Origin of the sequence: Streptomyces sp. AC602_WCS936, from assembly GCF_019049125.1 — a bacterium.
Classification (GTDB): Bacteria; Actinomycetota; Actinomycetes; order Streptomycetales; family Streptomycetaceae; genus Streptomyces.
In genome coordinates this window covers 144700-156914 of sequence record NZ_JAGMUF010000066.1, presented here as the reverse complement: position 1 = coordinate 156914, position 12215 = coordinate 144700, and the positions used below count along the sequence as shown (strand labels likewise).

The 12215-nt window shown below is 72.8% G+C and carries 10 protein-coding genes; 4 read left to right on the top strand and 6 right to left on the bottom strand.

Annotation, left to right across the window (positions count from 1 at the left end):
- Nucleotides 1-95: 95 nt before the first annotated feature.
- A complete protein-coding gene (locus KUM03_RS22540; RefSeq protein WP_217251090.1) occupies nucleotides 96-1688 on the top strand; it encodes a hypothetical protein in 1593 nt (530 codons plus the stop codon).
- A 176-nt stretch (nucleotides 1689-1864) separates the two neighbouring features.
- Nucleotides 1865-2674, top strand: coding sequence for an endonuclease/exonuclease/phosphatase family protein (locus KUM03_RS22535; protein WP_217251424.1), 810 nt, complete (start codon nucleotides 1865-1867; stop codon nucleotides 2672-2674).
- 12 nt (nucleotides 2675-2686) lie between these two features.
- On the opposite strand, the gene KUM03_RS22530 is transcribed toward KUM03_RS22535, so the two are convergent.
- The 3 genes from KUM03_RS22530 to KUM03_RS22520 all read right to left on the bottom strand — a co-directional run bounded on the left by KUM03_RS22530 (nucleotide 2687) and on the right by KUM03_RS22520 (nucleotide 6451).
- Entirely contained in the window at nucleotides 2687-3613 is a 927-nt protein-coding gene (locus KUM03_RS22530) for an NAD-dependent protein deacetylase (RefSeq protein WP_217251089.1), read from the bottom strand.
- A gap of 69 nt (nucleotides 3614-3682) precedes the next feature.
- Nucleotides 3683-4993 (bottom strand): phytase, encoded by a 1311-nt coding sequence (locus tag KUM03_RS22525; protein WP_217251088.1) that lies wholly within the window; start codon nucleotides 4991-4993, stop codon nucleotides 3683-3685.
- A gap of 474 nt (nucleotides 4994-5467) precedes the next feature.
- The gene (locus KUM03_RS22520) at nucleotides 5468-6451 is read right to left on the bottom strand and encodes an NAD(P)-dependent alcohol dehydrogenase (protein ID WP_254399715.1); all 984 of its coding nucleotides are present in this window, start codon (nucleotides 6449-6451) and stop codon (nucleotides 5468-5470) included.
- A gap of 88 nt (nucleotides 6452-6539) precedes the next feature.
- Here KUM03_RS22520 and KUM03_RS22515 point away from each other — a divergent pair, with 88 nt between their 5' ends.
- Nucleotides 6540-7148, top strand: a complete 609-nt coding sequence (locus KUM03_RS22515; protein WP_254399714.1) for a TetR/AcrR family transcriptional regulator — start codon at nucleotides 6540-6542, stop codon at nucleotides 7146-7148.
- Between the two features lie 25 nt (nucleotides 7149-7173).
- Here the strand turns inward: KUM03_RS22515 and KUM03_RS22510 are convergent, their stop codons facing one another.
- The 3 genes from KUM03_RS22510 to KUM03_RS22500 all read right to left on the bottom strand — a co-directional run bounded on the left by KUM03_RS22510 (nucleotide 7174) and on the right by KUM03_RS22500 (nucleotide 11360).
- Entirely contained in the window at nucleotides 7174-8958 is a 1785-nt protein-coding gene (locus KUM03_RS22510; RefSeq protein WP_217251086.1) for a beta-ketoacyl synthase, read from the bottom strand.
- 214 nt (nucleotides 8959-9172) lie between these two features.
- Nucleotides 9173-10015: an aldo/keto reductase gene (locus KUM03_RS22505; RefSeq protein ID WP_217251085.1), complete on the bottom strand. Its 843-nt coding sequence runs from the start codon at nucleotides 10013-10015 to the stop codon at nucleotides 9173-9175.
- 31 nt (nucleotides 10016-10046) lie between these two features.
- Nucleotides 10047-11360, bottom strand: a complete 1314-nt coding sequence (locus KUM03_RS22500; protein ID WP_308406387.1) for an MFS transporter — start codon at nucleotides 11358-11360, stop codon at nucleotides 10047-10049.
- A gap of 314 nt (nucleotides 11361-11674) precedes the next feature.
- Here KUM03_RS22500 and KUM03_RS22495 point away from each other — a divergent pair, with 314 nt between their 5' ends.
- On the top strand, nucleotides 11675-12160 hold the full coding sequence (locus KUM03_RS22495; protein WP_217251084.1) for a VOC family protein: 486 nt from the start codon (nucleotides 11675-11677) through the stop codon (nucleotides 12158-12160).
- The last annotated feature ends 55 nt before the right edge of the window (nucleotides 12161-12215 follow it).

The window sequence follows — 12215 nt, the reverse complement described above, 5'->3', positions numbered from 1 at the left end:
GCCTCGCTGACGCGTAATCAGCGTTGCGCTCGCACAAGTGTTTTGGGAGCCTCCGTTCGAATCGAGCGTCGAACGAGCGACGGAGGCTCCCCCACATGCTGAGAAGTCGAATACGCCGTGTCTGGCTCACGTCCGCCGCCGCGGCCACGCTCGCATTCACCGGCCTCGCGGTGCCCGGTCACGCCGACGACCTCCCGCCGGACGTGCCGGACTCCTGGATCCAGGAGCCCCGCGCGACCGAGGGCACCCCCTCGCCGAGCCTGGCCCGGGACTGGACCGGCCCCGGCGGCGCGGCCTCGCCCGGCGACTTCACGCTGTCGCCCGGCGCGATGAACGCCGAGACCACGCGGCGGGTCACCCGCCTCGACTCGGTGCTGCCCAAGACGGGCGTGCGGAACCTGCTGGCCGGCGCGAACCGCGACGCCCGGCCGTGGTGCTCGCGCGACCCGTTCGGCACCGCACCGGACCCCGATCTCAAGTACTGCCTGCAGAACGACGACTCCGTCTCACGCGAATGGGTACCGCAGGGCTTCACGGGCGTCTCCGACGCCAAGGACAACGAGCTGTGGGGCGACGCCGGGAACATCCAGCTGTACGCCTCCTACGACGGCTGGGACCCGGGCCGGGAGAACGACCCCGACCCGGGCGGCGACTGCACCGCGGGCGAACTGGAGGACAACGACGCCTGCAACCAGAAGGGCGTCCGCGTCACCTTCGTACAGAGCCGCACCAACCCGGCCACCGGCAGCCCGGAGATCAAGTACCGGCACGTCCTGCTGGGATGGACGTACGTGAACTCGGCCGACCACATCTCCTTCGACGGACTGCACGCCTCCGAGTACCCGATCCAGAAGGGCGTCCACGCCGGCGGGATCGTCTGGTACGGCAACTACCTCTACCTCGCCGACACCCGTAACGGCCTGCGCGTCTTCGACATGCGCTACATCATGGACCTCAACCCGGACGGCGACGCGAGCACCAACGACCCGATGGGCTCCGACACCGACGGCGTGCAGACCACCGCCGACGTGCGGGACAAGACGAAGGCCGGCCGGCACAACAACGTCTGGTACAGCTTCGGTTACCGCTACGTCATGCCGCAGGTGGCCGCGTGGAGGTTCAAGGCCACCCAGAGCAACCCCAAGGGCTCCTACGCCTGTGTCTCCACCGGCGCTCCGAAGGCCTCGCACATCTCCCTGGACCGCAGCACGGTCCCGGACCGGCTGCTCATGGGCGAGTACTGCCGTCCGCAGAGCGGCTACCCGTCCACCGGGCGCATCACCTCCTACCCGGTCGCCGACCTGGCCGGACGCTCGGCCGACGTCCCCGCGCAGGGCTGGGCCAACTACCTGCCGATGACCAGCGGCGGCGCGCAGGGCGCGGCGGCGTACGACGGGACGCTGTACGTGAACCAGTCCGCGGGCACGGACGAGCCGGGCAACCTGTGGCGCTACAGGTGGGACAACGGGCAGTTGGTCCAGGACGGCCAGGCCGTCAAGACCGCCCGCGGCGCCGAGGACCTGTACGTCGAGCGCGGCACGGGACGCCTGTGGTCCGTCTCCGAGCACCGCCCCGGAGTGGCGGCCGACTGCACGGCCGACCCGGGCCCCGGCGACCCGGCGGGCACCGACTACTGCCAGCGCGTGCTCTACGCGCACAAGCTGAGTTGGCTCGACGGCCGGCCGTAACACCGACGGACCGGTGAGGCGAGGGCCGGCGCACGGCCGTTCCGCGCCCTCCCCGGGATGCCGCCGCCCCGTTCCCGTAGTCTCCTGCGTGCAGACGTCGGATGCCATGCGTGGTGCCACGGTGAAGGGAAGGGGCGGCGGTGTTCGCAAGGGGGACGCGGTTGCTCGCGGGCGTCATGACCGTGGCCTGTCTCGTGCTGCTCGGTCCCAGCGCACCGGTCGGCGCCCTCCTGGGCAGAGAGCTGCCCGACGACGCCGCCGAGGAGGTCGTACCGAACCGGGTCATGACGTGGAACATCTGCAACCCCTGCGAGGTCAGCAACGTCGACCGGGCGGCGGACATCGCCACCTACGCGCCGCAGGTCATCGGCCTCCAGGAAGCGTGCGTGCGCGACGTCGAGCAGATCCGGGCCTACCTGCGGAGCCTCTACGGGCTGGCGTACCACGTCGAGTACGGGACCGTCCTGCGCAAGCGCAGCCGTTGCGGAGGAACGCCGTGGAATCCGGGAGCGTTCGGGCAGGCGATCCTGTCCGCGGCACCGATGACCGACCGCGTCAGCGTGGAGTATCCCGACGGCGGTTCCGAGGACCGCGGGTACATGGCGGTCACCACCGTGGTGGGCGGCCACCCGGTGCGGGTCTTCAACACCCACCTCGCCCACCGGCGTCAGCAGCCGGTCCGGGCACACCAGACCGGGGTGCTCGCCGCGGCCGTCGAGCGCCACGACCGCGCGATCGTACTGGGCGACTTCAACGCGGTGCCGGACGCCTCCGAACTCTCCCCGCTGTGGGCACTGGCCGCCGGCTCGGACGCCGAGTGCCGCCCGTCTCCCGCCGCCGCCTGCGAGCCGACCACCGACTGGAACAGCCGGTTCGACTACGTCTTCCTGCGCGGTGTCGGCTCGGTCGAACAGCACGTGCACCCCACCACGTACTCCGACCACCACCTGCTGCACACGGATGTGGTCCCGGCCCGGGACGCCTGAACCGGGCAGGGGCTACGGCGCGGGCGGGGCAGCCGGCTGACGGCCGGGTCCGTCGCCGTCGGCCGGGATGCCCAGCCGGTCCGCCACGGTGGTGAGGGCCGCTCCCAGGGGGACCGAGACCCGGGCGAGGGCGTGCCGGTCACCCCGGGTCGGGTCGCGGTTGACGATCAGCACCGGCTTCCCGGCCTCGGCCGCCTGACGGACGAAGCGCAGCCCGGACATCACCGTCAGCGACGAGCCCAGGACCAGCAGCGAGGCCGCCTCCCGCACCAGCGTCCGGCAGTGCTCGACGCGCCCCGGCGGGACGTTCTCGCCGAAGAAGACGACGTCCGGTTTGAGGACGCCGCCGCAGACCGCGCAGGGCATCACCCGGAAGTCCCCGACCTGTTCGTCGGTGAGGTCGGCGTCACCGTCCGGGTTGATGCCCGCGGCCACCGGGTCGAAGCCCGGATTGGCCTCCTCGAGCCGGCGGGCGAGTTCACGGCGCGGGCTGAAGGTGCCGCAGGTCAGGCAGACGACGCGGTCCAGGCTGCCGTGGAGTTCCACGACGTCCTCACTGCCGGCTGCCTGGTGCAGGCCGTCGACGTTCTGGGTGATCACGCCCGAGAGCAGGCCCCGCCGTCCGAACGCGGCCACGGCGCGGTGCCCGGCGTTGGGCCGGGCGCGGCCGAAGGTGCGCCAGCCTAGGTGGCTGCGTGCCCAGTACCGGCGCCGGGCCAGGGGATGGGCGGTGAAGTCCTGGTACGTCATCGGAGTGTGCCGGCTCAGGCTCCCGCCCTCGCCCCGGTAGTCGGGAATGCCTGACTCCGTCGAGATGCCGGCACCGCTCAGCACGAGCACCCCGCCGGCTCCCACGGCGTCGGCGACCGGCCGCAGATCCGTGGTGCCCGGCGGCAGGTCCTCGGCGGGGGTCCAGCTCAGAGTGGGGCGCATGCGCATGCGGCAAGGGTACGTAACGGGCGGCCCGGGCAGGGCCCGTAGGTCCTGCTCCGGGCCGCCGCACACCCGTCAGTCGTCGAGGGCCTCCAGGACGTCGGCGAGATCGACGAACTTGAAGCCCGTGGCCTCCCGGTCGCCGTCCTGAGGAGCCATGTGGCCGTCCTGGACGACGAGCAGGCCGTTCGGGTACCTGGCGCCGAGCGGCTCGGCGAGGACGTCCGCGCCGTCGCACTCCTCGGAGCCGTCCAGCGCCCCGGACGCGGCGGTCACCCGGAAGCCGCCCTCGTACTCGTAGCCGTCGGACCGTTCGCGGTCGTAGGCGACGAAGGTGTCGTCGCCCTGGCTGGAGGCGAGCAGGTAGCCGTCCCCGTCCTCCTGCTTCAGCAGGGTCAGGCCCTCGACGTCCGCGGACACGCGCTCACCCCCGAAGCCGGGGTCCTCGCCCGCCACACACGCGTCGGACGGTGCGTCGTACCGGGCGGGGACGCCGTACTCGCGGACCTCGTCCTGGAGGACCGGCCGGCCCCGCAGGTCGGCCCGCATGCGCCAGATGCCGACGTCCTCCTGCCCGGCGAAGAGCGTTCCCGTCTCCGGGTCGACGACCATGCCCTCGACCTGCGGCCCCTCCCCGGGCTCCCCGCAGGGGGTCCACCGGGTGCCGTCGGGCATCGTGAACGCGGCGGGCAGGTCCAGGGTGCGGACCTTCCGGTAGGACACCTTGCCGCCGGGGGCCGCGGTCAGCTCCAGCAGCGCGACACGGGTGGTCGCGTTCTGGCTGACGACGGCGTACGACCTGCCGGTCGCGGAGTCGGTGTACGTGGCCAGGCCGTACGCGGTGCTCTCCCCGTCGACCTCCTCCTGGGAGCCGGAGAAGATCCACGGCGCGGAGGCGTCCGTGACATCGGTGAGCGGGGCGTCGGACCGGTCCCCGTCGACGCGGTAGACGCGCAGCTTGTCGCTGCCGCGGTCGCTGACGACGGCCAGGTCCGCGGTGCCGGAGCCCAGGGGCACGCCGTGCACCAGGTCGACGTTGTTGAAGCGGCCCGGAGCGTGGTCCGGACCGGGTGCCGCCGGCGCGGGGATCGACTGCACCTCCCGTGCGTCGAGGTCGTAGACCCTGAGGCCGCCCTCCTTCGCCGTGGCGATGACGAGACTGGCGTCCGGGTCGGCGGCGTTGCGCCAGATCGCCGGGTCGTCGGCGTCGGCGTTGCGGCCCTCGTCGTCGTCGAACATCGCGTCGGTCTCGGCGCGCGGGGCGACCTCGGGCGGGGCGGCCCCCGCCGCCGCACCCGCCGGGGGAACGGCCGCGACAGCGGCGGCGAACACCAGGGTCGCCGCCACCGCGACGGCACCGGAACGGCGTTTCAGGAACGCGTGCACGAACGGTCTCCTTCGTCGGGGAGCGATGCGTGACATGCTCACGAAGCCAGGCGGAGGTCCGGCGTCGCGCCGGCCACCCGCCGACGACGGACGAACGGCCACGAGGTGAACGGCGCCGCCTTCCGCACTCCGCTGCGCGAACGGCCTGCTTCCGGGGCACCGCCGGACGGTCCGCGCGGGCACGATGCTCGGCTCGGCTTGCTGTACTGCAAGTAACAAGATCACAGTTGGTCTCCGCCCCTCACAGAACCCGTCGAGGCGGCTCCCCGTTTCCGTGCGCTCGTGACTCTGAGTGCGCGTACCAACACAGAAAGAAGCCGATGAATCCGTCGTACGACCGTCTCGGGCAGGCGCGCGAGGACTACGAGACCCACCTTCGGACCTGCCGTCAGTGCGAGGCGGACGGCGCGAGGTGCCCGGTGGCCAAACACCTCAGACGCCTCTACAACAACCTCCTCAGATCGGCGTGACCCGTCAGTCGATCCGCACGACGAACTTGCCCCGCACGCCTCCCGCTTCCAGCGCCCGGTGGGCCGCCCCGATCTCCTCGAGCGGGAACACGGTGTCCACGACCGGGCGGACCGCGCCGTCCGCCACGTGGGCCGCGAGGTCGTTGAAGAGCGCGGTCCTCGGGTTGCCGCTGAAGAAGCGCACCCGGCGGCGGCCGTGCACGGCACTGGCCAGGAGGTAGCCGAGGGAGGCGACCGGGCGCTCGACGTCGAAGGCGATGGACACCATGCGGCCCGCGGGAGTGAGCAGCCGGCGGTGGGCGTCGAGGTCCTTGCCCACGGTGTCGAGAACCACGTCGTACTCGCCGAGGCCGGCCGGGCCGGTGGCACGGTAGTCGTGGACCTCGTCGGCGCCGAGGTCGCGGACGAGAGCGAGGTTGTCCGCGCGGGCCAGCCCGGTCACGTGCGCCCCCATCGCCTTGCCCAGCTGAACGGCGACATGACCGACGCCGCCCGCGGCGCCGCGCACGAGAAGGCGCTCGCCGGGGCGCAGCCGTGCCTTGTCGCGCAGCGCCGTGATCGCCGTGGTGCCCGCGGGCAGCGCCGCCGCCTCGACCAGGTCGAGCCCCTTCGGGACCCGGCCCAGCTGACGAGGGCGGACGGCCACGTACTCGGCCGCGCTGCCGAAGCCGGAGGCACGGGGCATGACGCCCCACACGCGGTCGCCCACGGCGGGCCCGGTGACGGCCGCGCCGAGCGCCACGACCTCCCCGGCGAAGTCGAGCCCCGTCCGCTGGGGGAACTTCCGTCCCGTCACCAGGCGCACCCGCCCCGCGCGGGCCAGCAGCTCACCACCGTTGACGCTGGTCGCCCGGACCCGTACCAGGACCTCTCCGGGTCCCGGCACGGGCTTCGGCGCCTTTCCCACGTAGAGCACCTCGGGGCCGCCGAAGCGGTCGTACATCACGGCTCGCATCATCTCGGACACTGTCTGCACCTCGTTCGTCATGGCTCTCGCCGTCGAACGTACGATGCCAAGTGGAGGGTGGCGTCCACTTGTGCCGGAGGTGAGAGGGATCGACGGGAAATCCTCTCGGTTGCGCGCCGACGCACGGCGCAACCGGCAACAGATCCTCGAAGCCGCCCAGGAGGTCTTCACCCGGGACGGCGTGGACGTGCCGATGTCGGTCATCGCCCGCAGGGCGAACGTGGGCGTCGCCACGCTCTACCGGCGCTTCCCGACCCGCGACGACCTGGTCCGGGAGGTGTTCGCCGAGCAGGTCGAGGCCTGCACCGCCGCACTGGACGAGGCGCTGGACGACCCCGACCCGTGGCGCGGCTTCTGCCACGTGATCGAGAAGATCTGCGCCCTGCAGGCCGCTGAGCGGGGCTTCACCACCGCCTTCCTGGGCGCCTTCCCGGAGCGGGCCGCGGACCATTCGCGCCGCCGCCTGGACGGGGAGCGCGGCTTCGCGACCCTCGTGCGCCGGGCGCAGGGGGCCGGGAAGCTGCGGCCGGACTTCCACCCGTCCGACATCACCGTGCTGCTGCTCGCCAACAGTGCGCTGTCCCGGACCCCCGACCCCGAGGCCGCGTCCAGGCGGCTCGTAGGCCTGCTCCTCGACGCGTTCCGCGCCGGCCCCGGACGGGCGGCACTGCCACCGCCGACCGGCCTCGACCTGACACACCTGCACGCTCCGGCGTAGGAGGGGGAGGGGCCCGGTCCCTTCCCTACTCCGCCGGTCGGCCCACCCGGCGCAGAGCCAGCACCGCGTTGTGTCCGCCGAAGCCGAAGGAGTTGCTCAGCACGAGGTCGCCCGCGCCCGGCAGGGTCCGCGGTCCGCCGCGTACGAGGTCGAGATCGACCGCGTCGTCGAGCTCGGCGCAGCCGACCGTGGGAGGCACCACCCCGTGGTGCAGCGTGAGCACCGCGGCGACGGCCTCGACCCCGCCCGCGGCGCCCTGGAGGTGTCCCAGGTGGCCCTTGAGCGCCGTGACCGGCACCTCGCGTCGCCCCAGCACGCCGCGTACGCCCCGTGCCTCGGCGAGATCGCCGTCGACCGTGGCCGTGGCGTGCGCGTTGACGTGGACGACGTCCTCGATGCGGGCCCCGGCGTCCCGTACCGCCCGCCGCAGCGCGAGCGCGATGCCGTCGCCGGACGGATCCGGCGCCGCGACGTGGTGGGCGTCGGCGGACAGTCCCCAGCCGGCCGCCTCGCAGTAGATGCGCGCCCCGCGGGCACGGGCGTGCTCCTCGGACTCCAGGACGAGTATTCCGGCCCCCTCCGCGTTGACGAAGCCGTCACGGTCCTTGGCGAACGGGTGCGAGGGCGTACCCGCCGACGGGTCACCCTCGGCCAGCGCCCGCATGGCGGCGAAGGACGCCATGATCGCCGGTGTGACCACCGCCTCGGCGCCGCCTGCGAGGGCCACGTCGACCCGGCCGTACCGGATGCGGTCGACGGCCTGCCCGATCGCCTCGGTGCCGGAGGCGCACGCGCTGGTGACGGTGCGCGCCTCGCCGGTGATGTGCAGGTCGAGCGAGACCTGAGAGGCCGCCTGCGAGGGGACCGTCATGGGCGTGGTGAGCGGGGAGACGCCGCGCGGCCCCTTCTCACGCAGCTTCCGGTCCCCGCCGACGAGCACCGACGCGTCCCCGAGGATGGCGCCGAGGCTCACTCCGACCCGCTCCGGGTCGAGCCCGCTCTCGCGGGTACCGCCGTCCTGGTAACCGGCGTCGGCCCAGGCCTCGCGCGCGGCCAGCACGGCGAACTGGGCGGCGCGGTTCATCCGGCGCGCCGCCTGCCGGGGCAGCAGCCCGGCCGGGTCCACCGGCACGGTCCCGGCGATCCGCACCGGCAGCCCGTCGAACTCCTCGTCCGCCAACTCCCGTATGCCGTGCCGTCCTTCGAGCAGCCCGTGCCACAACTCGCCCGTGCCGACGCCCAGCGGGGTGACGGCGCCGAGCCCGGTGACGACGACGCGCCGCCCGCCGGCCGCCTGGGCCTCCCGTGCGGGGCGCGGCTCGTGCCGTACGACGTCGCCCTCCCGGTCGGCCCCGGCGGCCCACCGTCGTACGTCGGCGTCGGTCACGCCGCCGTCCGAGTCCGGTTCCGTGTCCCGGTGCCAGGCGCCCCAGCGGCGGACGTACGTCGCCTGCCGGGCCCCCGGATCGACGGCGCGGAGGCGGGTCAGCCGGTCCCCGTCGTGGAATGCGACGTCGTCGAGGGCGGGCGAGCTCACCAGCGGCACCGCGGACACGTCGAGCCGCCGCCCGGCGACGCTCACCCGCTGCTCGCGCCGCAGCTCCTCCTCGTGGTCCACCCCGCCCAGCGGCGGTCGCAGCGCGACCAGGATCACCTCCGGGGAGGCGGGCTGGGTGTGAGTGACCACGTACCACCGGTTCTCGGCCGCGTCCTCGGGGGACAGGGCGAGCAGATCGCCGGGGACGACTTCGGCGGCGCTGACCGTGTAGGGGCGTATCGGTACTTCAGGCGTTTCGGGGCAGTGGGTCATGTCCGAGCATGCTCTCTTTGGTCCGAACTGTCGTACTGGAAGCGTTTATGAGTGTTCTGTACGAAGTGCGAACCGGCCATTGTTGAACTCAGGACATGTCCGTTTTGCTCCGGTATACCGGCCGGGTGACGCGTGACACAGTGTCCAAGTCGCCCACGGCATGAGGGGGTTGACCCCGTGGAGCGAGTCTGTGCGAAACGTCACGAAACCCGTCCTAGGCGGAGGCCTCCGCCAGTCGGTCCAGCCGCGTGCGGTGAGCCGGTGTCAGGTGGAGACGTCCGGCGGCGAGGTTCTCCTCGAGGTGGTCGATCCGGGCGGTGCCGGGAATGGGGAGGACGACCGGGGAGCGGCCGAGGAGCCAGGCGAGCGCGACCTGCGTGGGGGTGGCACCGGTCTCGGCGGCCACGGCGGCGACCTCGGCCCTGCTTCCCGCGTCTCCCCAGGCGACGGGGCGCCACGGCAGGAAGGCGATCCCCGCCGCCTCGCAGGCCGCGAGTACGGGCTCGTGCTCACGGTCCAGCAGGTTGTAGCGGTTCTGCACACTGGCGACGTCGACGATCCGGCGGGCCCGGTCGAGTTCGTCGACCGTGACCTCGGACAGCCCGATCCGCCCGATCTTGCCTTCGGCCCGCAGGTCCCGCAGCGTCCCGAGCTGATCGGCGAGCGGCGTTTCGGGATCGACGCGGTGCAACTGAAGGAGCTCGATCCGCTCGACGCGCAGTCGGCGCAGCGCCCGCTCGACCTGCTCCCGCAGCACGGACGGCCGCCCGTCGAGCCTCCACTCGCCCGACGGCCCCGAACGGGCGACACCGACCTTGGTGGTGACGAACAGCCCGTCCGCGTAGGGGTACAGAGCCTCGGCCAGCAGTTCCTCGTTGGCGCCCCCGCCGTACAAGTACGCGGTGTCGATCAGCGTGACACCCAACTCGACGGCCCGCCGGGCCACCGCCACGGAGGCCGCACGGGCGGGGCCGGGCTCCGTCGGCAGGTGCATGGCCCCGAACCCGAGCCTCCGCACCTCCAGGTCCCCGGCGATACGAAACACAGTCGTTGTCACGTGCGGTCCCTCCCCCTCGTCCGAAGCGATCCTAGGCGCCCCCTCGCGACGGCTCCGGGGCCTTGGACGGGACGGGAAGCGCCCGTCCCACGCGGGCCAGTGGGGACAGGGCCATCAGCGCCGGCGACAGCAGCATGCCGGCCGCGGCGGCCAGCAGGCCGGTGCGCGTCCCCCACGCCTCGGCGAGACAGCCGCCGAGCAGCGACCCGAGCGGGATCAGCCCCATGCCGACGAAGGTGATCGTCGCGGCGGCCCGTCCCTGCATCCCGTCCGGCGTGACGGCCTGCCGCACGGCCATGACCGTGACGTTCACCAGCTGACTGAACGCCCCGAACACCAAGTTGACCGCGATGAGCGCAGGAACCGTCAGGGCGGAACCGCCGTGCAGCGCGGGCACGAGCAGGAAGACGCCGTCACCGATCGCCGCCGCGGACACGAGGACGGCGCCGTGCCCGAAACGGCCGGGCAGCCGGGCGGCCAGCAGTGACCCCAACAGCGCGCCCGGCCCCGTCGCCGCGAGTGCCAGGCCCATGGCGGTGCCCGACAGGTGCAGTTCCCTCGGCAGGTGCAGGAGATAGACGGTCATCACGGCCGAGAAGAAGAGCTGGAACGCGGCCGACGCCAGGCAGACGGCCCGCAGCCAGGTGTCGCCCGCGACAAAGCGGAGGCCCTCACCGATGCGCCGCCGGACCCGAGGAGGACCTTCCGGGCGCACCGGGACGGATTCGTGGCGGCCGATCCGCCGGATCGACAGGAACGACAGCGCGAAGAAGACGGCGCCGGAAGCGGCGGCGACCGGCGCCGACAGCGCGGACACCAACGCGCCGCCGAGGGCGGGACCGCCGGTCTGCGCGGCGGACCGGCTGCCCTCCAGCGCGCTGTTGCCGCGCACCAGCTGATCGCGCCGCACCAGCCGGACCAGCGACGCCTGGTACGCCACGTCGAAGAACACGGAGAGAGCCCCGACGGCGAAGGCCACCACGAGCAGCGCCGGCAGACCGAGCGCGCCGAGGAGGCCGCCCACGGCGGCCGCGCCCAGCGCCAGCGCCCGGCCCGCGTCCGTCAGGACCATCACCGTGCGGGCCCGCCACCTGTCCACGCACGCGCCCGCGAAGAGCGACAGCAGCAGGATCGGCGCCTGCCCCACCGCGCGCAGGACGCCCAACTGGCCGGCACCGGCATCGAGCGTCAGGACGGCGAAGAGCGGCAGAACCACCAGCGTCGCGTGCTCACCCAGCTGGGAGGAGGTCTGGCCGAGCCAGAGCATGCGGAAGTCGCCGTCCCGCCACAGACGTGACGCGGGAGACCGACCGGAATCGGGTGAGGTGGAGGAAGCGCACGGCACGGAGGACCCCTCGGAGGACCGAAGACGAGACCCGCCGGCCGGCGCACGACAGGTACGCCGGCCGTTTCAGGCAGCGGGAGAGGAAGGCTCGCTGTGCCGCGTGGTACGAGCAGCACGCGATGACAGGCCGCTCACGGCCTCGAACGTCAACGCGTGCTCTGACGACCGACCATGCTCCGCTCCTCCCGGTCACTCTCGGCGCACACACTAACCCGCCCGCAGGGGTGGCCGCTTGACCTTGAGCGGACTTGAGCTTCTAGGTTCGTTCCAGAGCCGCGGGAACCGACGCGTGGCACCGTCCGAGGAGATACGCCATGGCAGAGCGCACCGCCCCCATCGAGATTCCCGACCGCTACCGCTATGCCGTGATCCCGCACATCATGGTCGACGACGCGGCCGCCGCGATCGACTTCTACAAGCAGGCGTTCGACGCCCATGAGGAATTCCGGATCGAGGCTCCCGGCGGCGGCGTCCTTCATGCCGAGATCACCGTGGGACGCTCGTCCATGATGCTGGGAGACGCCGGTGCGGACGGATCGGAGTTCGGTGACTTCCGCTCACCGGCCGCGCTCGGCGGGGGAACGTCGGTGACGCTGCACGTCTTCGTGTCGGACGTCGACAGCCTGGCGCGACGTGCGGAGGCCGCGGGTGCCGAGATCCTCCAGCCGCCGACGGACATGTTCCACGGGGACCGCACCGTGGTCCTCAGGGACCCCTCGGGGCACATGTGGGTCTTCCTGACCCATGTGGAAGACGTCTCGGAGGAGGAGCTCCTGCGCCGTCTGGCCGCCGCCGGGTGACCCGTCGCCGGCACGCGTGCCGAGGAACCTCTCGGCCTGACGGTGGCGCCCGGTC

Bases quoted from the DNA above. Each gene is read 5' to 3' on its own strand.
- KUM03_RS22540 (WP_217251090.1), top strand. From the start codon at position 96: ATGCTGAGAAGTCGAATACGCCGTGTCTGGCTCACGTCCGCCGCCGCG.
- KUM03_RS22535 (WP_217251424.1), top strand. From the start codon at position 1,865: ATGACCGTGGCCTGTCTCGTGCTGCTCGGTCCCAGCGCACCGGTCGGC.
- KUM03_RS22530 (WP_217251089.1), bottom strand. From the start codon at position 3,613: ATGCGCATGCGCCCCACTCTGAGCTGGACCCCCGCCGAGGACCTGCCG.
- KUM03_RS22520 (WP_254399715.1), bottom strand. From the start codon at position 6,451: ATGACGAACGAGGTGCAGACAGTGTCCGAGATGATGCGAGCCGTGATG.
- KUM03_RS22510 (WP_217251086.1), bottom strand. From the start codon at position 8,958: ATGACCCACTGCCCCGAAACGCCTGAAGTACCGATACGCCCCTACACG.
- KUM03_RS22495 (WP_217251084.1), top strand. From the start codon at position 11,675: ATGGCAGAGCGCACCGCCCCCATCGAGATTCCCGACCGCTACCGCTAT.